Annotated in this window: 21 protein-coding genes; 6 read left to right on the top strand and 15 right to left on the bottom strand. The window is 72.2% G+C overall.

Annotated elements, in window-relative coordinates:
- Positions 1-132 precede the first annotated feature (132 nt).
- On the top strand, positions 133-753 hold the full coding sequence (locus ACIBST_RS37550; protein WP_397178322.1) for a DsbA family protein: 621 nt from the start codon (positions 133-135) through the stop codon (positions 751-753).
- Between the two features lie 15 nt (positions 754-768).
- Here ACIBST_RS37550 and lgt read toward each other — a convergent pair whose 3' ends face one another.
- From lgt to ACIBST_RS37525, 5 genes are all read right to left on the bottom strand, one after another.
- Positions 769-1605, bottom strand: a complete 837-nt coding sequence (lgt, locus tag ACIBST_RS37545; RefSeq protein WP_397178321.1) for a prolipoprotein diacylglyceryl transferase — start codon at positions 1603-1605, stop codon at positions 769-771.
- Positions 1606-1719: 114 nt separating this feature from the next.
- Positions 1720-2868: a serine hydrolase domain-containing protein gene (locus tag ACIBST_RS37540; protein WP_397178320.1), complete on the bottom strand. Its 1149-nt coding sequence runs from the start codon at positions 2866-2868 to the stop codon at positions 1720-1722.
- 127 nt (positions 2869-2995) lie between these two features.
- Positions 2996-3955: a CU044_5270 family protein gene (locus tag ACIBST_RS37535; RefSeq protein WP_397178319.1), complete on the bottom strand. Its 960-nt coding sequence runs from the start codon at positions 3953-3955 to the stop codon at positions 2996-2998.
- Positions 3952-4530, bottom strand: a complete 579-nt coding sequence (locus ACIBST_RS37530) for an RNA polymerase sigma factor (RefSeq protein WP_397178318.1) — start codon at positions 4528-4530, stop codon at positions 3952-3954. Before ACIBST_RS37530 ends, ACIBST_RS37535 begins: the two co-directional genes overlap by 4 nt.
- Positions 4531-4839: 309 nt before the next feature.
- Positions 4840-6264: an amidase gene (locus tag ACIBST_RS37525; RefSeq protein ID WP_397178317.1), complete on the bottom strand. Its 1425-nt coding sequence runs from the start codon at positions 6262-6264 to the stop codon at positions 4840-4842.
- Between the two features lie 797 nt (positions 6265-7061).
- Here ACIBST_RS37525 and ACIBST_RS37520 point away from each other — a divergent pair.
- On the top strand, positions 7062-7955 hold the full coding sequence (locus tag ACIBST_RS37520; protein WP_397178316.1) for a Gfo/Idh/MocA family protein: 894 nt from the start codon (positions 7062-7064) through the stop codon (positions 7953-7955).
- Positions 7956-8352: 397 nt separating this feature from the next.
- On the opposite strand, the gene ACIBST_RS37515 is transcribed toward ACIBST_RS37520, so the two are convergent.
- The 4 genes from ACIBST_RS37515 to ACIBST_RS37500 form a co-directional block, all read right to left on the bottom strand.
- On the bottom strand, positions 8353-9309 hold the full coding sequence (locus ACIBST_RS37515; protein WP_397178315.1) for an SAM-dependent methyltransferase: 957 nt from the start codon (positions 9307-9309) through the stop codon (positions 8353-8355).
- Positions 9264-10073: a cysteine hydrolase family protein gene (locus tag ACIBST_RS37510; RefSeq protein ID WP_397178314.1), complete on the bottom strand. Its 810-nt coding sequence runs from the start codon at positions 10071-10073 to the stop codon at positions 9264-9266. Before ACIBST_RS37510 ends, ACIBST_RS37515 begins: the two co-directional genes overlap by 46 nt.
- Before the next feature lie 98 nt (positions 10074-10171).
- Positions 10172-11242, bottom strand: a complete 1071-nt coding sequence (locus ACIBST_RS37505) for an isocitrate/isopropylmalate family dehydrogenase (protein ID WP_397178313.1) — start codon at positions 11240-11242, stop codon at positions 10172-10174.
- A gap of 52 nt (positions 11243-11294) precedes the next feature.
- Positions 11295-11825 (bottom strand): EF-hand domain-containing protein, encoded by a 531-nt coding sequence (locus tag ACIBST_RS37500; RefSeq protein WP_397178312.1) that lies wholly within the window; start codon positions 11823-11825, stop codon positions 11295-11297.
- Between the two features lie 553 nt (positions 11826-12378).
- Between ACIBST_RS37500 and rph the strand changes: the two genes are divergently transcribed.
- Entirely contained in the window at positions 12379-14976 is a 2598-nt protein-coding gene (gene rph / locus ACIBST_RS37495; protein WP_397178468.1) for a rifamycin-inactivating phosphotransferase, read from the top strand.
- A gap of 34 nt (positions 14977-15010) precedes the next feature.
- Here the strand turns inward: rph and ACIBST_RS37490 are convergent, their stop codons facing one another.
- A complete protein-coding gene (locus tag ACIBST_RS37490) occupies positions 15011-15241 on the bottom strand; it encodes a hypothetical protein (protein WP_397178311.1) in 231 nt (76 codons plus the stop codon).
- 100 nt (positions 15242-15341) lie between these two features.
- Positions 15342-15767, bottom strand: coding sequence for a hypothetical protein (locus ACIBST_RS37485; protein WP_397178310.1), 426 nt, complete (start codon positions 15765-15767; stop codon positions 15342-15344).
- A 74-nt stretch (positions 15768-15841) separates the two neighbouring features.
- Here ACIBST_RS37485 and ACIBST_RS37480 point away from each other — a divergent pair, with 74 nt between their 5' ends.
- Positions 15842-16354 carry a DUF402 domain-containing protein gene (locus ACIBST_RS37480; protein ID WP_397178309.1) on the top strand — a complete coding sequence of 171 codons (513 nt, stop codon included), beginning with the start codon at positions 15842-15844 and terminating at the stop codon, positions 16352-16354.
- Positions 16355-16369: 15 nt separating this feature from the next.
- Here ACIBST_RS37480 and ACIBST_RS37475 read toward each other — a convergent pair whose 3' ends face one another.
- Positions 16370-16951, bottom strand: a complete 582-nt coding sequence (locus tag ACIBST_RS37475; RefSeq protein WP_397178308.1) for a DUF1707 domain-containing protein — start codon at positions 16949-16951, stop codon at positions 16370-16372.
- Between the two features lie 62 nt (positions 16952-17013).
- The gene (locus ACIBST_RS37470) at positions 17014-17646 is read right to left on the bottom strand and encodes a TetR/AcrR family transcriptional regulator (RefSeq protein ID WP_397178307.1); all 633 of its coding nucleotides are present in this window, start codon (positions 17644-17646) and stop codon (positions 17014-17016) included.
- Positions 17647-17867: 221 nt separating this feature from the next.
- On the opposite strand from ACIBST_RS37470, the gene ACIBST_RS37465 reads away from it, so the two are divergent.
- On the top strand, positions 17868-18833 hold the full coding sequence (locus tag ACIBST_RS37465; protein ID WP_397178306.1) for a hypothetical protein: 966 nt from the start codon (positions 17868-17870) through the stop codon (positions 18831-18833).
- Here the strand turns inward: ACIBST_RS37465 and ACIBST_RS37460 are convergent.
- The gene (locus tag ACIBST_RS37460; RefSeq protein ID WP_397178305.1) at positions 18830-19207 is read right to left on the bottom strand and encodes a TetR/AcrR family transcriptional regulator; all 378 of its coding nucleotides are present in this window, start codon (positions 19205-19207) and stop codon (positions 18830-18832) included. The genes ACIBST_RS37465 and ACIBST_RS37460 overlap by 4 nt on opposite strands.
- A gap of 44 nt (positions 19208-19251) precedes the next feature.
- Entirely contained in the window at positions 19252-20241 is a 990-nt protein-coding gene (locus tag ACIBST_RS37455; RefSeq protein WP_397178304.1) for a GlxA family transcriptional regulator, read from the bottom strand.
- 105 nt (positions 20242-20346) lie between these two features.
- Here ACIBST_RS37455 and ACIBST_RS37450 point away from each other — a divergent pair, with 105 nt between their 5' ends.
- Entirely contained in the window at positions 20347-21264 is a 918-nt protein-coding gene (locus ACIBST_RS37450; RefSeq protein WP_397178303.1) for an NAD-dependent epimerase/dehydratase family protein, read from the top strand.
- Positions 21265-21270 lie beyond the last annotated feature (6 nt).

Here is a 21270-nt window from a genome sequence, read left to right as displayed (position 1 = left end):
GCCCGTCCCCCGTCGAGGCCGCGCCGGGACTCCCGGCGCGGCCTCCCCGCCGCCGGGTTGACCTCAAGCGCGGTTGAGATTGCACGATGTCCTGGCCCCCTTGACCGCATTCCCGATCAGGACAGGACGTTCATGAAGCTGGAGATCTACGCCGACGTGCTGTGCCCCTGGTGCTACATCGGCAAGCGACGCCTGTCCCGCGCGCTGGCCGGGCACCCCGCCCGCGACGCCGTCGAGGTCGTCTGGCGCAGCCACGAGCTCGCGCCCGACGAGGGCCGGACCCCAGGCCCGACCGCCGCCGAGGCCATGGCGGGCTGGTGGGGGGAGCAGGCTCCCGCCCGCGTCGCCCACATCCGGGAGGTGGGCGCGGCCGAGGGCCTGGCGCTGAACCTGCACCTGGCCAGGCCGGTGAACACCTTCGACGCCCACCGGCTGGTCAAGCTGGCCGCCGTCCGCGGCCGGGCCGAGGAGATGATGGAGGCGCTGCTGTACGCGTACCACACCGAAGGGCTCAACGTGGCCGACGCCGAGGTCCTGCGGAGCCTGGCCGCACAGGCCGGGCTGGACGGCGCGGAGGCGCGCGCCGTCCTGGCCGGCGACGAGTACGCCGAGCAGGTGCGCGCCGACCGGCGTCGCGCGGCCGGGCACGGCGTCACCGGCGTGCCCAGCCTGGTGATCGACGGCCGCCCGCCGGTCTCCGGGGTCCAGCCGGTCGCCGACCTGCGACGGCTGCTCGGGGCCCCGACCGGCTGAGGCCGTCCCGGCCGGTCAGCGACTGTGATCGAGGGCCGGTTCGTCCTCCTTGCGGCGAGTCGCCCACAGGAAGATCAGCGCTCCGGCGAACAGCACGATCGAGGTCCACTGGTTGATCCGCAGGCCGAGGAGCGTCACCGCGTGGTCCACGCCGCCGACCGGGTCGATCCGCAGCCCCTCGATCCAGAACCGTCCGGCGGTGTAACCGGCGACGTAGAGGGCGAACAGCCGGCCGCGGTCCGGCCTCAGCCGCCGGCCGGCCAGGATCAGCGCGAAGCCGAGGGCCGCGTCCCACAGGGACTCGTACAGGAACGCCGGGTGGTAGAGCGTGCCCGGCAGGCCGCCGTGCGCCTGGTCGATCTCCAGGCCCCACGGCAGCGTGGTCGGGCTGCCGTACAGCTCCTGGTTGAACCAGTTGCCCCAGCGGGCGATGGCCTGCCCGAACGCGATGCCGGGCGCGATCGTGTCGGCCACCGGCCCGAGCGGCAGCCCCCGGCGGCGGCAGGCCAGCCACACGCCCACGCCGCCCAGGGCGACCGCGCCCCAGATCCCGAGCCCGCCCTCCCAGACGAACAGCGCCCGGTACGGCTCCTTGATCGCGCGCGGGCCGAAGTAGGTCTGCCAGTCGGTGATGACGTGGTAGAGCCGGCCGCCGACCAGCCCGAAGATCACCGCGGGCCTCGCGATGTCGCCGATCGTGCCCGGCTCGCCGCCACGGGCGCGCCAGCGGCGCTCGCTCAGCCAGATGCCGAACCCGATGGCGACGATGAAGCACAACGCGTAGGCCCGGATCGGGACGAACCCGAGATGCCAGACCCCTTGGGAAGGGCTGGGGATCGAGGCGAGGGGCATGCCGGTGACGCTAGCCGACGAACGGCTCGCGGGTCCCTGCCCGTGACCTGATCGCAAGCCGCGATCAGTCCCGGTGAGTTGCCGGGCCGGTAACGAATCTACATTGTAAAGGCGTCAGCCGCGTGCCCTGGCGCGAGGACCCATGACGTGCCGGCTGAAGGCGGCCAGGGCGGTGTCGATCGGATGGGGGCGGGGCCTGCCCGAGGCGTCCGGCCTGTTCCATCGCGCGAGGTTCGTCGTGATGGACAGTTGCCGCCTGCCGTCGTCGCGGGTCAGCGACATCGTGGTGGCTCCCCACACCGTGCCGCCGTGGCCCCAGCAGGTGCCGCCGCCCGGGATCTCGACCCTCTGCAGGCCGAGGCCGTAGTCGATCATCTCCCCGGTGTGGGCGCGGACCGGGACCGTGCGGTGCATCTCCGCCAGCACGGACAGGCCGACGATCTCGCCGCAGAGCAGCAGGCCGTAGAAGGTGTTGAGGTCCTCCATGGTGGACACCAGGGAGGCCGCCGTCCGCACCCAGGACATGTCGTACACGCTGTAGTCGCGGGGCGGGTCGATCATGCCGAAGAACGACTCGTAGATCCGCGGGTGCGGTTCCTCGATCCGCGGCCCGCCGGGGAAGGCGGTGTTGCGCAGCCCGGCGCGTTCGATGACGTGGCGGGTGACGTACCCCTCGGCCGTGGCGCCGGTCACGTGCTCCAGCAGCCGGCCGAGGATCATGTAGTTGGTGTTGGAGTAGACGCCGGGAGTGGCGCCGGGCTCGCCGGTCGGGGGCGCCGCGAGCCCCATCCTGATCAGCTCGGCCGGGGGGAAGTACGTGAACCGGTTGCCGTCCAGGCTCTCCGGCGAGACGTCCGGCAGGGAGGGGAACCCGCGCAGCGACGGGAACGCGGCGGGAAGATACTCGGCGATGCCGCTGGTGTGGTTGAGCAGCATCCGGACGGTGATCCGCTGCCCGCGCCCGCCCGGCACCAGCCGGGGCAGGTAGCGGCCGATCGGCGCGTCGAGCTGGAGGTCGCCCCGCTCGGCCCGCTGCAGGACGGCGGCCGCGACGAAGGTCTTGGTGATGCTGCCCACACGCTGCACCATCCCGGGCTCGACGGGACGGCCGGTCTCCACGTCGGCGACCCCGGCGGCGCCCCGCCACACCTGGCCGGCGTCGCGCACCTCGGCGTACACGCCCGGCACGCCCGCGCGGCGCACGCCGTCCAGGGCGGAACTCAGGACCTCCGACCTGTTCCGGTCATTCACTGCTGATCTCATGCCCGCCATGATGGTCGCGCCGCCGTCCGGTGGCGTCCTGCCGGCGGAGTGACCTGCCGCTACCGCCGGGGGACCGGTGCGCGGCCGGCTACGCCCCCGGGAGTAGTCCGGGACCGGTCCGCTCGGCTCAGGCGCAGCCCTTCCGCTTCACCGACGTGGACCAGGCCGGGAGCGCGTCGATGAGCTGCGGACGGGTGACGGACCACACCTCACGCCCCTGCCCCGGCACGAGGTCCTGCCCGCCCAGAAGCACGTAGGAGGTCTTGTCGAAGATGAGCGATTCCCGGGAGACGGTACCCCCGGGCCCCAGATTGTCCACCCGGGTCACCGCGATGCCCGCCTTGCCGGTGGCGTCCTTGAGCTCCTCCATCTCGATGCCCGGCAGGGTCGCGGCGATCTCGAAGATGGCCGCCTGCTGCCTGGGCGGGACCGGGCTGCCGAGGACGCTGCGGACGCCGTACCAGGTCCGGGTCGCCGTGTCCTGGCCGGAGACCGTCTCGTTGCCGAGCTCGGCCAGCTTGCGCCGGAGCTGCTCCCGCTCGACCGGCCACTTCCGGAGGTCGGCGTAGGTGGGACGCCCGGCGCCGCGTTCGGGGCACCGGACCAGGAGCTCCTTGTACTCGCCGCCCCGGGGGACGGTCCTCGCCGGCTTGTGCCAGTGGAGCCCTGTGCGGGAGCCGTCCACGGACTCCCAGACCTCGCCCGTGTTGTGCCGCGGAACGACGTTGCGGACCCCCTTCTCGCTGTGCGACTCCGCGATGCGCTCGTAGTGGAGGTACTGGTCGTCGCGGGGTTGCGGCCAGGGCGCGGCGGCCGCGGCCTCGGCCGCCAGGCGCAGGACCTCGGCGGCGCTCGCGGGCGCGGAGGAGTTGACCGTCTGGACGACGATGACCCCCGCGGCCATCGCCGCGACCAGGCCCCCCGCCGGCGCCAGCCGCCACAGCCCGGCCGCCCGGAGCCGGAACCGGCGCTTGGCACGGGCTTCGGCCAGGAGCGCGGCACGGGCGGGGGCGAGGCGATCCGCCGTCGGGTACGGCTTGCCGGCGAACAGGTCACGCAACTCGGTCAGGTCGGACAGGTCGTTCATGAGGTCTGCTCCATCGTGGGGTCGATGCTGCCGAGGACGTCGCGGACGATGGCCCGCGCGCGATTGAGCCGGGAACGAACCGTTCCGATCGGCACGGACAGGGCGTCGGCCACCTCCTCGTAGGTGAGGTCGGCCCAGGCCACGAGTAAGAGGACGTCACGGTCGCGGGCCTTCAGCGAGGCCAGCGCCCGGGCGAGCGGCCGGCGTGCGGCCTGCGCGCTCGCCCGCTCAAGCGCCTGTTCGGCGGCGTCGTCCGCGTCGGGCAGCGCGCCCACCTTCGCGTACGCCTTGTAGCGGTTGATCTCGGCGCGCTGGTGCCGGCGGATGAAGTTGGTCGCGAAGCCGTACAGCCAGGGAAGAGCCTCCGGGCGCGCCGTGTCGTAGTCCCGGCGCTGCCGGAACGCCGCCAGGAACGTCTCGGAGACGACGTCGTCGGCCGTGTCGTCGCCGAGCCGGCGGGCCACGTAACGGTGGATGTGTCCTGCGTGCCGGTCGAACAGCAGGGCGAAGTCCTCGGGATCTCGCCACGACCGTTCGATCAGGGCGGCGTCGGACAGGGTTGTGCTGGGCGGCATGTGGTTGAGCCTTTGCAAGGAAGTAGTGTCGCCCGTCTTTCACACGAGCCGGCGATCGGGTTCACGCGACGCAGCACAGGACCCCGCAGTGCCGGCCCACGGCAGAGCGTCGGCGCAACGGGCCTTGAACCAGCCGCAAGGGCGGCCACGGCCTCGACCGGGGATGACATGCCCCCGCTCGAAGCCGAGCCGCCCTCACCCACCGCATCAGAGCGGCGGCCTCCCCGTCACCCTGACAGGCCGCCCGCGAAGAGCGGCGGCCTGTCCATCACCCTGAGAGGTCGCCCGCCAAGAGCGGCGGCCTGCCCATCACCCGGAGAGGTCGCCCGCGAAGAGCGGCGGAATCCGGTCCCGCCACGGCATCGCCCGTTCCAGGTACGCGGCGACCTGGATCAGCAGGTCCTCGCGCCCGTACGCGGCGGCGAGCTGCACGCCGACGGGCAGCCCGCCCGCGCTCTGACCCAGCGGCAGGCTGATCGCCGGCTGCCCGGTGGTGTTGAACACCTGCGTGAACGGCCCGAACCCGGACAACGTCTCCAGCCATCCCCGCAGCGTCTGGCCGGGGTCGTCGTACCGCAACGTGCCGTGCGGCACCGGCAGACGGCCCAGGGTGGGCGTGACGAGCAGGTCGTATCCGGCGAAGAAGGCCGCCGCCGAACGGGTGATCCGGTTCTGGGCGTCGAAGGCGGCCAGCATGTCCAGCGCGGTGGCCTGCCTGGCCGCCTTCAGGAACTCCCGCGAGACCGCCTCCATCCTGGCCTCGTCGGGCTGCCGTGGCGCGAGCAGGCACGGGGAGGCGACCCCGACGGCCTCGATGATCCAGGCCCTCATGGCGTCCTCCCGGTCGATCGCCGGGCTCGCCTCCTCCACGACGTGCCCCGCCTGCTCCAGCACGCGGGCCGTCGCCACCGCCGCCGCGGCGACCTCCGGGTCCACGTCCGTGCCCATCCAGGAGGCGGTGGTCAGCGCGACCCGCAACCGGCCCGGATCCGTCCCGAGCTCCCGCGCGTACGACCCGCGCGGCGGAGGCGCGGTGTACTTGTCGCCGATCCCCGGCCCGTGGACCGCGTCCAGCAGGCCCGCGGCGTCGCGGACCGTGCGCGTGAGGACGAACTCGTCCGCCATGCCGAGGACCAGCTCGCCGGCGTCCGGGCCGCAGGGGCCGCGCCCACGGCTCAGCTTGAGCCCGACCAGCCCGCAGCAGGCGGCCGGGATCCGGGTAGAGCCGGCGCCGTCGCTGGCGTGCGCGACCGGCACGGCCCCGGCCGCCACCAGCGCCGCCGCGCCGCCGCTCGATCCGCCCGCGGTGCGGCCGAGGTCCCAGGGGTTGCGTACGGGCCCGTAGCGCACGGGCTCGGTGGTGAAACTGACACAGAGCTCGGGCACCGTGGTCAGGCCCAGCGTGACCAGTCCGGCGGCGCGGAACCGGGCCATCAGGTCGGTGTCGCGCCGGGCGAGGACGCCGGGATAGGCCCGGCTGCCCAGCGTGAACGGCACCCCCTCGGCCACCGGCCCGTGATCCTTGATGAGGAACGGCACCCCCGCGAAGGGTCCGTCGGCGGCGTGGTCGAGCGCCGGCGAGAACACCGGCAGCGCCAGCCCGTTCACGTGCTCGTCGACCTGCGCCAGCGCCTGGCGGGCTGCCACCTCGACCTCTCCGGCGTCGGCCTTGCCCGTCCTGATCAGGTCGCGGAGGCCGGTGGCGTCGTACCTGGCGTACTCATGGATGTCCATGGAATGTCCTTCTCCGGGCGCGCTCGGGCGCCCGTACGTCGATCGTCTGAGGGAAGAGTCAGAGAGCTGCCGACAAGGGAGCGACGGCTCCTGGGCCGTCCCCCTGCCGGTGATCGACGTGTTCCTACGCTCGGTACATCACCGGCCATACTCGCAGCGACCAGCCGTACGGTCCACCGAGTTTCCGGCGACCACGGCCCTCACGACCGACACGATCACCTCCCTCAGAACGACACCGCCCGAACGAGAAACCAGAACGACCCTCCACACCAAGCAGCACCCGGCACCCGCATGAACCACGACCGCCCCCCCACAAACTTCGGACGCCCCCGCCGCACGCCCCCGGCCTGCCGTCCCCACTGAACCGGAGACCGAGCCGTGGCTCAGTTTCGGGAAGCCGGGAGTGGGTTGCCCTTGCGTCTCAGGACTGGGTTGACCCGTGAAGGGCACGGAGCTGTTTCCATGGCCCTGCGTGGACGGCGACCGGCAACCACAAACTACGGGCCCCGCTGCACGCCCCCGGCCCGCCGTCCTCCCGCAGCGGAGACCGAGGTCAGTGTCGACCAGGGCCACGCAGTCTTCCCGCGAACACGGGAAGCAGTGCTGCGTCACCGCGTCCAGCCGCAGCGGCCGGCCTGGCTCAGCCTCAGCGGCCGGCGCGGCTCAGCTCCTGGGACCAGGGCAGTGGTTGTCCTTGTGTCCCAGGAATGGGTTCGCCCCTGAGGGGCCCGGAGTGGTTCCCGTGGTCCTGACATGATGTGGATCATTTGCGGAAATATCGCCCCTTTGGAGGAACTGTGCGCATCGCGCTTGCCGGGCTCGCCACCAGCCATCCGTACACCGACGCCCGTACCCTGGCCCACCATGCCGAGCTGGCCGTCTGGGAGCCTGATGCCGAGCGGCTGCGGCGCTTCACCGACGAGCATCCCGAGGCGAAGGTGGCGGGCGACCTCGACGAACTGCTGGCCGGAACCCCGGACGGCGTCGTGCTGACGCTCCCCAACCCGCACGTGCCCGCCGCCCTCGGCCGGGTCCTGGAGACCGGCGTGCCGTGCTTCGTGAACAAGCCCGCCGCCGCGACGCGGGAGCAGCTCGACGCCCTGCGCCGGCTGCCGGTGCACGATCGGGTGATGTCGGGCTCGGTGCTGCGTTTCGCGCCCGCCTTCGCCCAGGTCCGCGCCGACGTGCAGGACGTGCTGTCGGTACGGGCGACGGTCCGGCACGACGTGGGCCAGTGGGCCGACGGCTACAACGCCTGGCAGGACACGCCCGGCGAGGGCGGCGGGACGATGGTGACCATGGGCATCCACGGCGTCGAGCCGCTGGTCGCCCTGCTGGGCCCGGACGTGCGCCTGGTAGGGGCAGCCGGAACCAGACGCCACTACCGGACACTCAGGTCCGAGGACACCGGCGTCCTGGCACTGCAGTGGGCGAACGGGATAGTCGGAACGGTCGAAATCCTGGGCGTCTCTGACGAAAACGCCTACACGCTGACCCTCCACGGCCGGCACGGCAGCGAGTCGATCGTGATCGAAAGCGGCCCCGACCCGGTACGCAACCTGGGCTTTGTCCGGACGATGGAGGCCTTCCTCAGCATGGTGAACGGCGCCCCCAACCCGGTGCCCTGGTCCGAAACCCTCGCAACCCTGGACATCCTGATCTCGGCACGAGAACACGCCCCCACCACCTGAAAACCACCACCCCCATCACCCGCCCCCGGACACCGGCCACCAAGCCCTCCCCACGCACCGACCCCGCACTCGACGGCCACACATGGCGCCATCCTCAACCGCGCCCGGACCGCCCGGCTCCCGACCGTTCGCAGTCGTCACTGGTCCGGAACCCCCGCGGAGTGGGGGCCTCGGCGTCTGATTGGCCGGGACTCCCGTGGGGGAGGGGGTACCACCGTTTGGTTGGCCGGGACATCCACGGCGGAGGGGGCCACCGCTTGGTTGGTTGGGACGCCCGCGGGATGGGGGCGTCGCCGTTTGGTTGTCGGGACGCCCGCCAAGTGGGGTCTCGCCGTCTGGTTGGGCGGGATCCCGGGCGTCGCCGTCTGCGCGTGACCGGCCCGGGAGCCGGCGGTCGTCAGCAGTCGCGGAACGTGGGCACGGAGACGCCCAACACGTGGCTTTGTCGCGGTTTGTCGGCGAACACCCAGCGGTTGGTGGCCAAGGCGTCGTCCGGTTCGGGGAGGGGGCCTCGACCGTGCTCGCGGGTGAAGTCGAAGGGCGTACGGACGGTGGTCGACCAGCCCCGCCCCCTCAGCAGCCCAATGGAGTCGGGACGCGGCTTCCTGTCGAACAACGCGAGCAGATCCACGCCGATCTGTGTCTTGGTCGCCGCGTAGACCGGATTGGCGCGAACCGCCGACGACCCCAGCCCGAGCTTCGCCTCGAACGCCAGGACGCTCCCCTCGCCGCTCAGCACGTCGATGGTCCGCTGGAGCCGCCGTTCGACCTCCGGGTCCAGGTAGAGCAGAAGCCCCTCGGCCAGCCAAGCGGTCGGCGCGTTCGCGTCGAAGCCCTCGGCCAGCAGCGCGCCGGCCCAGTCGTCGCCCACGTCGGCCGCGACCACCCGCCGCCGTGCCGCCGGGACGACCCGGACCGGCGCAGCCGGCTCGTCGGCCAGCGAGGCGAGCACGTGCTCCTTGAACGCCAGCACGCCCGGCCGGTCGATCTCGTACACGACCTGCCCTCGGGGCCAGCCGAGCCGCAGCGCCCGGCTGTCGAGCCCCGCACCGAGCAGGACCGTCTGCCAGATGCCCGCCCTGGCCGCGCGCAGCAGGAAGTCGTCGAGCACCCGGGTGCGCAGACCGAAGTAGCGCCCGAGCCTGCCCCACAGAGGGTTGGCGTCGCCGCCGGGCACGTCCTGCGGGCGGGTCGGCCAGGCGGCCGAGGCGGCGGAGGCGCGGACGAAGTGCTCGGCGTAGGGGTCGGCGGCCAGGGAGTCGGGACGGTGGGTCTCGATCGCCCGCGCGGCGGCGACCATGAGCGCGGTCAGGCCGACGCCGCTGTCGATCTCGAGCTGTCGGTTGTCCGGCACGTGCTCTCCTCTCGGGCCGCTCGACCGGCCGCTGACACCGCGGCGGTCTCCTGTTCCGGGATCCACGAGCTGGGGACGTCGTGGGAGGTGAGATGGGCGCCGTAGAGGGCGGCCATGAAGCGCAGGATCTCCGAGTCGGGCAGGTAGCGGCTGGCGGTGCAGTCGGTCAGCACCGTGATGTGGAAGCCCTTCTGGAACGCGGTGCGGGCGGTGCTGTCCACGCAGACGTCGGTGTAAAGGCCGGCGAACACCAGGCGGACGATGCCGCGCTCGCGCAGGTGCCGCTCGAAGCCCTCGCTGAGGAAGGCGTCGAAGCAGGCCCACTTGGTGAAGACCGGCTCCCCGGGCGCGGGCTCGACCTTGTGGAACTGCGCGCCCCAGGTGCCTTCGAGGCATTTGAGGGGTTTGCCTTGAGCCAGGTCGCGCCGCCGCCAGCTCGGCCCCTGATGCTCGGCGTCACCGACGAAACGGACGAACACCACGTCCATGCCGCGGGCTCGCGCCGACGCCAGGGCTCTGGCCGTGTTGGCCGCGGCCGTTTCCAGAGCCGCCGGGTCACCGGCATAACGGGCACGGGCGGTCGCGCCGGTACAGAAGTCGTTCTGCAGGTCAACGACGACCAGAGCCGCACGCTCGGCGAAGTCCTGGCCGTCGTCGCCCAGACCGGCACGCTGCTGTACGGGCGGCCGCTCCTCGACGGCCAGGCCGCCGTGATCCTCGACGGGCGGGCGCTCCTCGCCGCCCAGGCCAGCACGTTCCTGCACCGGCCGGTGCTCCCCAGGGGCCGGGACGACGGCGCGTTCCTGGGATTCCCCGTTGACCTGTATGGAACGTTCCTTGTGAGGCGGTGGTTGCTCGTCGGTCATGAGTCCGCCATCAGTACCGGACGGGCCACGGGCTCCAGGGCGTCGAGGAGGGCGTCGACCACGCCGGTGGTGGAGTGGTGTCCGCCGGCGTCAGGGGTGGCGACGCCGTGACGGTCGAGCGCCATCAGGGCGCGTTCGACCATCCGCACCGCTCCGGCGCACCCCGCGTGCCGCTCGGCGATGGCCGCCGCGGCCCGTACGGTGGCCACCGGGTTGACCCTCCCGGTGCCCGCCAGGTCGTCGGCGGAGCCGTGCACGGTCTGGTACTCGACCAGGCCGCACGCGTCGGGATGGAGGTAGACGTTCTCGGTGCAGCGGTTCTCCTGCCGCTCGGAGCCGAAGCGGTCGAGCAGCACCACGTGCATGATGTCGGCCCACTCGTTGCCCGCGATGATCACCGTGCGGGGGCGGGGGCCGCGTTCGATGAGGTTGCGGTTGACGGTGTCGGGCTGGAACAGGCCGATCTGCACGCCGTGGCGGGCGGCGCTCTCGGCCACCCACTCGTCGAGCGCCCCGTCGAGCAGGTGGAACTTGTAGGCCATGACGATCTCGTCGATGCGGCCGTCGGGCCACTCCTCGCGCGCCCGGCGCACGGCCAGCGCGATGACCTTCTCGGTGATCTCCCTGCTGAAGGTCATCGTGCGGACGAGCGCGCCGGGAAGGTGCACGTTCTCGCCGGTGTAGAAGCCCTGGGCCTGGTCTCTGACCAGCAGCAGCGACGCCCCCGCCGTGGTGATGGCGTCGATCTTCACCGCCTGGAGGCGCTGGCGGACCAGGTAGAGCGACTGGGCGTTGATCGCCGTACGGAAGACGGCAGGGACGCCGGCGGCTGCCAGCGAGCGGCAGAAGCGCGTGTAGTGGTCGGCGTCCTGCCGCGTGCTCTCGCGGATCTCCTCGGCCTCCGCGCCGGCCTTCAAGGACACGTAGGAGTGATAGATCCGCTCAGAGCGGGTGAGGGCCACCTTCGTGCCGCAGGCGTCGGCGATCCCGGCCAGCACCCGCTCGAAGACGGCCGCGAGCTCGGGGCCCGTTCCCCGGCCGATGGCAAGTCCGATGACTGGTTCCACTACTGCTCCCCTTCTCGTCGTCGAAGGCCGGACGCGCCGGCTGTGGCGGCCGTCAGCTGGACTCTCCGAGCAGGAGGTCGCCCGCGATGTCCGCCTTCTCGGGGCTGTAGTACTCCTTGATGCCCTCGGCCCAGACCGGGACCTTGACCTGGTCGTCCTGGGAGGGGCCGAACGCGTCGAAGAGGGTGTTGACGTTGCGCCGCTTGAAGCCGATGGCGGTCATGAGCGCCATGAAATCGGTGCGGTGGATGAGGCCGTCGCCGTCGGGGTCGCCCAGCTCGGCCAGCGCCTCGGCGAAGTCGGTCAGGGCGTCGTCGAAGCGTTCGGGGGACAGGACGCAGGCGCTGTACTCCTCGAAGCTGATGCGGCCGTCTTTGTCCAAGTCGAGTTCCTCGACAAGAGTTGTCCAGTAACGACGGAAAGCGTCACTGATCGCACTCTTGGCGGCTTCTGTGGAACGCGGCGAAGCCGCCAATACGCGGTTGGCCATACGGTCGAAGTCTCCGGCCTCAAGGTAACCGGTGCCGTCGGCGTCGAACAGGGTGAAGATGAGCTTTACTCGGTCGATGGCCGCGTCCTGCATGCCTGTCACCTTTCTCGGCGGGGTTCCGGGTGCAGACTCTATAACGGAACCTGGCACGTGGGTGACCAGGTCTTTGGCGGCGAGGGAAACGTTAAATCCCGCATTTGGAATAATTCGCCAGAAAGCCTCGCCGGGTGACAAAGGTGGAGAACTCATGTGATTTCCACGCCGGTGACGAGCGGGAAGCGCCGGGAACCTGGGGATATTTCCGGTTATATGGGGATTTGCGACTCACGGTTCGAGGGGGCTGTGTTTCCCTATCCCAGGCGCTAGTTTTTCATGTCTCCGGGTGATGATGGGGGAGGAGCGCCCGGGATGGGGATAGCCTTAGCGGCTTTCTGGTGATTGCGCGCGGTGGGGCGTTGTCGTCACCGTCTCGTCCCGGCGGGGGATCTTCGGGCCGGGATCGGCGGGCAGGCGCGATGCTGAGGGGAACGTCCCCTCACTTTCACTTTATAGCGGATCCCCGTCCCTCATGAGACCTCGAAAAGTCGTTCATACTGCCCGTTGCGAACCAACCCCGACGATGGATGGAGCGACGGAATTGGGTTACGTGCTGGAGTTCGGGCAGATCAACGCGGCGAACATCGCCGACGTCGGCGGGAAGGGCGTCGCCCTCGGCGAGCTCTCGCGGATCGACGGCGTCCGCGTGCCGGACGGCTTCTGCGTCACGACCGACGCCTTCCAGCGGGTCGTGTCCGCGGTGCCGTCGTTCGACGCCCAGCTCGACCTGCTGTCGAAGGTGGACCCGGACGACCGTGCGGCGGTCCGCGCGCTGAGCGCGGAGATCCGCGCCCTCATCGAGGGCGCGCCTGTGCCCGACGAGCTGGCGGCGGCGATCGGGGAGTCGCTGGCCCGGCTCGGGGAGGGGGCCGCCTGTGCGGTGCGGTCGAGCGCGACGGCCGAGGACCTGCCGACGGCGTCCTTCGCCGGGCAGCAGGATTCGTACCTGAACGTCGTGGGGCCGGCGGAGGTGCTCCGGCATGTGCGGCGGTGCTGGGCCTCGCTGTTCACGGAGCGGGCGGTGGTCTACCGGCGGCGTAACGGCTTCGATCACCGCGGGGTTCGGATGGCGGTGGTCGTGCAGCGGATGGTGTTCCCGGAGGCGGCCGGGGTCCTGTTCACGGCGGATCCGGTGACGTCGGACCGGAAGGCCGCCGTCGTGGAGGCGGTGTGGGGGCTGGGTGAGGCGCTGGTCTCGGGCGTGGTCGCTGGAGACGTCTACACGGTGCGGGACGACCGGGTCGTGGACGTGTCCGTCGGGGCCAAGGCGCGGGTGGTGCGGGCGTCCCCGGCGGGCGGCACCGAGGAGGCGCCGGTCGAGGACGAGCGGTCGGCCCGGCGGGCTCTGACCGATGAGCAGGCGGTTGGCCTGGTAGGCCTGGGACGGCGGATCGAGGCGTGGTTCGGCCGGCCGCAGGACATCGAGTGGTGTCTGGCCGACGGGGAGTTCCACGTCGTGCAGAGCCGGCCGATCACGACGTTGTTCCCGGTTCCGGTCGCCGACGACCAGGACAACCACGTCTATGTCTCCGTGGGGCATCAGCAGATGATGACCGACGCGATGAAGCCGCTGGGGTTGTCCTTCTGGCAGCTGACGACGTCGCGGCCGATGGCTGAGGCGGGCGGGCGGCTGTTCGTGGACGTGGCCCCGGTCCTGGCGACGGCGGCGGGCCGGGCGAACCTCATCGGGACGCTGGGCAAGTCCGACCCGCTCATCCGGGACGCGTTGCAGACGGTGGTGGATCGCGGCGACTTCATCCGGGCGGTGCCGGAGGAGGAGTCGGGTGTCGCGCCTGCGGCTGCTCCGCCCGCGCCGATCGAGACCGATCCGGAGCTGGTCGCCGAGCTCGTCCGGGACGGTCGCGAGTCCGTGGCGGCGTTGCGGCGCCGCATCGAGGAGCTGTCCGGGCCGGAGCTGTTCGAGTTCATCCTGGCTGACATCGCGGAGCTGAGGCGTCTGCTGTTCGGCCCACGGAGCTTCCAGGCGATCATGGCGGGCATGGAGGCGGCCTGGTGGCTGAACGATCACCTGGAGGAGTGGCTGGGGGAGCGGAACGCGGCCGATGTGCTGACGCAGTCCGTCCCGCACAACGTCACGTCGGAGATGGGGCTGGCGCTGCTGGACGTGGCGGACGTGATCCGTCCGCACGCCGAGGTGGTGGCGTTCCTGCAACGGGTGGCGGCCGAGGAGCGGGAGGGCGACGCTTTCCTGGACGAGCTGGGCGAGCTGCCCGGCGGCCGGGAGGCGGCCGAGGCCGTCCGGGGCTTCCTGGAGCAGTACGGCATGCGTTGCGCGGGGGAGATCGACATCACCCGGACGCGCTGGAGTGAGCGGCCCGCCATGCTCGTCCCGGTGATCCTTGGAAATGTCCGGAATTTCGAGGCGGGTGCCGGTGCGCGGCGTTTCGAGCAGGGACGTCAGGAGGCCCTGCGCAAGGAGCGGGACGTGCTGGCGCGCCTGCGGGCCCTGCCCGACGGGGAGCGGAAGGCGGCGGAGACCGAGCGGATGATCGCCAGGGTGCGCACGTTCGCGGGCTATCGGGAGTTCCCCAAGTACGGCATGGTCTGCCGTTACCTGGCCTACAAGCAGGCGTTGTGGCGGGAGGCCGACCGTCTCGTCCGGGCGGGCGTGCTGCGCGACCGGGAGGACGTCTTCTTCCTGCGGTTCCAGGAACTGCAGGAGGTCGTGCGCACAGGCCGGGCGGACGGCGAGCTCGTCCTGCGGCGCCGGGAGGACTTCCGGTGGCACGAGACGCTGCGCCCGCCGCGGGTGCTCACGTCGGGCGGCGAGGTGCTCGCCGGCCGGTACCAGCGCGAGGACGTGCCGCCGGGGGCGCTGGCCGGCCTGGCGGTCTCGGCGGGGACCGTCGAGGGCCGTGCCCGGGTCGTGCTGGACATGGCGCGGGCCGACCTGGCGGCGGGGGACATCCTGGTCACGGCCTTCACCGACCCGAGCTGGACCCCGTTGTTCGTGGGCATCGCCGGGCTGGTGACGGAGGTGGGCGGCCTGATGACGCACGGAGCGGTGATCGCGCGGGAGTACGGGCTGCCGGCGGTGGTGGGGGTGGAGGGGGCCACCCGGCTGATCCGCGACGGGCAGCGGATCCGCGTCCACGGAACCGACGGGTACGTGGAGCTCCTCGACTGAGCCGCGACGGCCCGGTGGTCTCGGGGTGCCGGGATCAGAGTGCCGGCGCCGGGACGTTCAGCGGCTGCCGGGTGCCGAGGTCGGCGGGGACGGGGTGTTCCGCGGGGGCCTGGAGGCGGCGCGGCTGTTCGGGGGCCGGGCAGTGGCCCTGGCAGTAGCCGTTGACGACGACGAGGCGTCCGCGGGCGGCCGTGTAGTCGCTGCGCTGCCGGCCGGGGAGGACTCCCTTGCAGGTGGGGCAGCAGATGGGCTGGTCGGCTGTCATCAGGGCCTTCCGACGTCGTGGATGTCGTGGGCGCGGGTGCTCCGGGCCGATGGCGGCTCCGGAGCACCGGGTCGGCGGAAGGTGCCGTGGTGGTCTGTGCTCAGGCCACCAGGGGGCTCTTCACCGTGCGCCTTCTGCAGTATGGCGACCGTGCGCGGGGGAGGCGCGGGCGGGGTGGCGTGGCGGGCTGAGGATCGTTCCTCACGGGGTTGTTTCCTTCCTCCCGCTTGTAAGCGGCGACGCCCGCAGGTGGTGTCCCGGCGTCGATGTGGGCGCGGACCGGGGCCGGGCCGCCGGCCAGGCGCAGGTGGTGGCGGAACGGGCCGCCCGTGCCGATCGGCGCGTCGTCGTGCTGCGGGACGCCGGCGCGGCTGATGACGCCGCCCGGCCGGAGTGCCCGCCGGTAGGCGGGCATGTCGCCGACGGCTTCCAGGACGACGTGGGCGCCGTCACCGCCGCGGGTGGCCACGACGTCGGCGGCGCGGAACTCGCGGCCGAGGCCGGTGCGGGCCCGGTGACGTCCCATGAGGGTGGTCTGCTCGGCGCCCAGGCGCCCTCCCGGTACGATCCGGCCGTGTGAATGCGGGCCGGAACCTTCAGGTGGGGACGACCCCGGAGCGGGTCACCGTGTTGCGCGGCGAGCTGCCGTGCCCGGGAGTCCGGGTGGGCCGGGTGGCGGCCTACGAGTTCGACATCCCGGAGGGCAGGTACGTCCGCCCCGGCGCGGACCGTCGGCAACGGGCGTTCCTGCTGCTGGACGAGTCGGTGCAACTCCACCAGCCCGTGGTGTTCAGGCCGGAGCGCGCCGGCTGGTGGTACATCGACCTGGTCGGGATCCGGGAGAGCGGCGACACGGTCCGGGTGGCCGACCACTACGTCGACTTCGTCGTCGGACCGCCCGGCATGCCGTACCGGGTGCTGGACCTGGACGAGCTGGGGGAGGCGCTGACGTCCGGGAGGCTCACCGCGCGGCAGGTCGCGGACGTGCTGGCCGCCGCCCAGGCGTTCGCCGACAGGCACCTCCAGGGTCCGGCGCACCACGGGCCGCAGTGGCCGGACTTCCCGCCGGCCGCGCTGGCGGCCGTGCGCGAGGTGGAGATCCCCCGCCTCTGACCGGCGAAGGGCGGTTCACCTGGCGGCGGGCGGCTTGGTCTTCGTTCCGACGCCGCCGAACAGGGCCAGGCCGCTGACCACGACCCGCGGCGCCCCCTGCCTGCTGTTGACGGCGCCGCGGTCGAACGCGCCGAACAGCCCGAGGCCCTTGACCTCCACCTCGACGTCGTCGGGGACGACGACCTCGGTGTACCCCCACAGGGCGAAGGCGCGCACCCGGATCTCCTGGCCGGCGAAGCGGGCGTCGCGCAGGTCGATCTCGCCGCCGCCGAAGACCGACAGGGAGGTGAACACGCGCGGGGCGACCCAGCGGCCCTTGCGGCTGAACCAGCCGAACACGCTGAAGGCGAAGCGCGAGTGGGGCTCGTCCCGGACCACCAGCGAGTCCGTCCGGGCCGGTTCGGGGAGGTCGCGGCCGGCGTGCGCGAGCTCGCCCTGGGTGCGGGCCGTGTAGATCTCGCCGAGCCGCTGGTCCAGCTCGGCCAGTTCGATCCGGCCCGCGGCGGCGGCCTCCTGGAGTCGCCGGGCCGCCCGCTCGCGCTCCTCGTCGGAGGGGCGTACCGGCCGGGCGGGGATGAGGTCGGGGTGCTCGGGCATGGGCGGTCCTGTCCGTGTGGCCGAAGTGACGGGACCATCCTATTCTCCAAACGGAGAACAAGTCAGCCGGCCGGCTCCAGCCCGGACTCCTCCACCATGTGGGCGCCCATCATCCGCGTGAGCTGGACGCGGAACTCCGCCGCGCGGGCCGGGTCGTCGGGATCGTGGCCCAGGCCCGACAGCCACGACCGGCCGCCGATCGCGAAGCCGTACGCGGCCGACAGGCCCACCAGGACCACCGCCTCGATGCGCGACCGGCTGGGCGCGGGGCGTCCGGCGAGCGCGGCGCGGATCCCGGCCTCCATCGTGTCGATCAGCTCCACCAGCTCCGGCCGCGCGGCGCCCCGGTAGTCGGCGTGCATCTCGGTCCAGACGAACAGGCGCAGATAGCGTTCGTCGGCCAGGGTGTCGAAGAGCACGTCCATCATGCCCGCCGCGGTGGGCACGCCGTCCTCGGCCTGGATGCGCTCGCGTACGCGGGCTTCGATCCGGTCGTTCTCGGCCCGCAGCACCTCCCTGACCAGAACGGCGTAGGTGCCGAAATAGTGGGACACGAGCCCGTGGGCGACCCCGGCGGCCTCGGCGATCTGCCGCAGGCTGACGTTGTCCGGACCTCGTTCCCTGATCAGCTCGGCCGCGGCGGCCAGCAGTTCGGCACGCGATTCCGCAGGGCTGCGCCTGCGTCTGGGTGGCATGACCGGCAGTGTATTGTCCGCCGGTCCACGGGCGGCGGTCCACGGGCGGCGGTCCACGGGCGGCGGTCCACGGGCGGCGGTCCACGGGCGGCGGTCCACGGGCGGCGGTCCGCGCGTGCCGGTCCGCGCGTGCCGGGTCGCTGCGGGGAGTCCGGCGCGGCGGGACGTATCCGATATGTTCTTGTTTGTCAGGTCTTTGCGCTGTCTTGGGGGAGTTGTCGGTGCGCGCACAACCGCTGATCGTGGCTCTCGTGCTGAGCCTGACCGGCTGCGGCGCGATCCCGGGACTGCCCTATCGGCCCGCCGACCCGCCGACGCCGAGCCGGGCCGCCTCGCCCGCGGCCTCGCCGTCCCAGTCGCAGTCGCAGTCTCCGTCCCAGTCGCCGGACGCCACGCCGTCCGCGAGCGCCACACCCGCTCCCTCGGCGACCGCGCAGGCCCTGACCGTCCCCCAGGCCAGGACGGCCATGCGCACGTGGGTGGCCCAGTACAACGCGGCGATCAAGAAGCGCAAGTGGTGGCGGTCGAACGCCCGGCTCGACGCGCTGTTCGTCGAAGGCGCCCTGCACGAGGGCGTGCTCGAACGCAACCGCGAGGGCTTCGGATGGAAGCCGGCGCACAAGCCGATCAACCCGACCGGCACCCCGGCGGTCTATGTGCCCCGGCCGGAGCGGCAGCCGCCGGCCGGGGACTGGTTCATCGCGAAGGCGACCTACCGCGACACCAAGGGCCACAGCCGCCCGCACGTGTTGGCGTTCCTGCGCTCCCCCGGGCAGTCCTTCCGGCTGGCCGTCGCGACCCCGGTGCACTGGGGACAGCGGATGCCCGAGCCGCTGCTCGACGCCGACGGCTACATCGCCGACATGGACGACGAGATGGCGGCCGCCGTCGCCGAGGAGTACCGCAACTTCTGGAACGGGGACAGGAACAAGGAGGGCGACTCGGGCTACCGCCTGGCCAAGGACAGCTACAGCCGCAAGGCGTTCCCCCGGGTCAACAAGGGGCTGTACGTCGGGTTCGCCGGCCGCGGCTCCGTCTTCGGCTTCCGTACCGCGAGTGGCGGCATGTTCTTCCTGTTCGCCCTGCTCAACGACGCCAAGAGCGTCAACAACGTGCTGAGCGAGGCGGTGCTGGTGCCCAAGGGCGGCAAGGCCGTCCAGGAGCTCGGCGGAAGCTGGTTCTCCTAGGGACGCTCCTGCCCCGCGAATGCGGCCAGGCAGGGGTCGACGGGGCCCGGCGCCGATGACCGCGCCCCGGCACGGCGGCCGAGCTCGGGCAGCAGGGACACCACGCCGAGCACGGCCAGCCCGGCGCCCAGCATGGCGATCACCGCGGGGACGCTCAGGTGGGCGAACAGCGCGGACCCGGCCAGGAAGATCGCGTTCAGGACCAGCCCCGGCAGCAGGACGCGGATGGCGTCCATGTAGCGGGTCAGGGCGCGCTTGAACAGCTCGCGCTTGTTGGTGAAGGCGTTGTAGACGCCGCTGCGGTCGAGGCCGAGCGCCTCGCACAGGTCTCTGGTGGAGGTGGACTCGTAGCCGTTCGCCCAGAACGTGCGCATCGCGGTGTCCAGGGCGCGGTCCTCGTCGAAAGATCTCGGCCTCGCTACCGGTTTTGCATCGATTGGTGCAATACGTCGGGCGTGCCGGACGCGGTCCCCCGGGTGAAGGCCGCGCGGTAGGCGGTGGGCGTCAGGCCGGTCCGATGGGAGATGTGCTGGCGCAGCGAGTCCGTGGTGACCAGGCCACTGAGCTGGGCCACCTGGCCCATGGGCAGGTCCGTGCTCTCCAGCAGTTCCCTGGCCTGCTCCACCCGCTGGTGGAGGAGCCATTGCAGCGGGCTGTGGCCGGTCTCGGCGTGGAAGCGGCGGGTCAGCGTGCGCACGCTGGTGCGGGCGTGGGCGGCGAGGTCGGCGCGGGTGAGGGGTTCGTGCAGCCGCTCCAGCGCCCATGCCCGGGTGGCGGCCAGCGAGAGCCCGGTCTCGGGCGGCAGCGGGGAGGCGATGAACTGGGCCTGGCCGCCCGGACGCACCGGCGCGGCCACGACCAGCCGGGCCACGGCGTTGGCCGCGGCGGCGCCGTAGTCGCCGCGCACCATGTGCAGGCACAGGTCGATGCCGGCGGACAGGCCGGCGGAGGTCCAGATGTTGCCGTCCTCGACGTAGAGCACGTCGGGGCGCAGGTCGACGGACGAGTAGCGGCGGCGGAACTCCTCCGACCTGGCCCAGTACGTGGTGGCGCTGCGGCCCTCCAGCAACCCCGCCCGCGCCAGGACGAAGGCCCCGGTGCAGATCGAGGCGACGCGTCTGCCGCTCTCCGCCGCCCGCCGCAGGGCCCGCAGGACCCGGGGGTCGACGTCGTCGCGGGCGCCCGTTCCGGTGACGATGACGGTGTCGGCGTCCTCGACGATCTCCAGCCCGTGCGTGACGGTGACGTGCAGGCTGCCGCCGGTGGCGACGGGACCGGGTTCGGCCGTGCAGATCCGGACGTCGTAGCCGGGCCGGCCGTCCACGGTCATCTCGCCGAGCACCAGCTCCGGTATGGACAGGTCGAACGTCGTGGCCGGCGGGACGGCGATCACGGCCACCCGATGCATGGCCCGAACCTCCAGATACTTGGCATTCGGGCCACTATCGTACTGATCGCCGGCGGTACAGGGTGGACAACCGGTGTCACTGTCCCCCTGTGTTTGGAGAAGATCGTGTCCTTTCATGTCGTCGTCGGCGCCGGAGCCACCGGATCGGCCACCGCCCGGCTGCTGGCCGAATCCGGGCAGCGGGTGCGCCTGGTCACCCGGAGCGGCAGCGGCCCGGCCCATCCCCGGATCGAACGCGTGCCCGCCGACGCCTGCGACGCCGACCGGCTGGCGGAGCTGGCCGAGGGGGCCGCCGTCCTGTACAACTGCGCGATGCCGCCCTACGATCGCTGGCCGGCCGAGTGGCCGCCGCTGGCCGCCGCGTTGCTGGCCGCCGCCGGGCGCAGCGGGGCCGATTACGTCATGCTGGGCAACACCTACGGGTACGGGCCGGTCGAGGGGCCCGTCGCCGACGGGACGCCGATGGCGCCGACCAGCCGGAAGGGCCAGGTCCGGGCGCGGATGTGGCAGGACGCCCTCGCCGCCCACGAGGCGGGCCGGGTGCGGGTGACCGAGGTCAGGGCCGCCGACTTCCTCGGCGCCGGCGCGTACTCGCCGTTCACGCTCATGGTCGGGGCGCAGGTGCTGGCCGGCGCGCCCGTCTCCTATCCCGGTGATCTGGACGCGCCGCACAGCTGGTCCTACACCGGCGACACGGCCCGCACGCTCATCGCCGCCGCGGGGCACGAGGCGTCCTGGGGACGAGCCTGGCACGTGCCCTCCACCAGCGAGCTTCCGGCGCGCGAGCTGGCCCGGCGGCTGGCCGAAGCGGCCCAGGCGCCCGCGCCGCGGCTGGGGCGCATGTCCCTGCGGGAGCTGGAGGAGATCGGGCGCACCGACTCGATCATGGCCGAGTTCCCCGAGATGTCGTACCTGTACGACCGGCCCAACGTGCTCGACGCGTCCTCGACGGTCGAGATCCTGGGCGTCGCGGCGACGCCGGTGGACGACGTCCTGACGGAGATGGCCGCCGTCCGGGCCTGACGAGGG

The sequence above is a fragment of the Nonomuraea sp. NPDC049684 genome (assembly GCF_044465345.1).
Taxonomy (GTDB): Bacteria; Actinomycetota; Actinomycetes; order Streptosporangiales; family Streptosporangiaceae; genus Nonomuraea.
The sequence above is the reverse complement of the archived record's forward strand: the minus strand, read 5'-3'. Positions and strand labels throughout refer to the sequence as shown.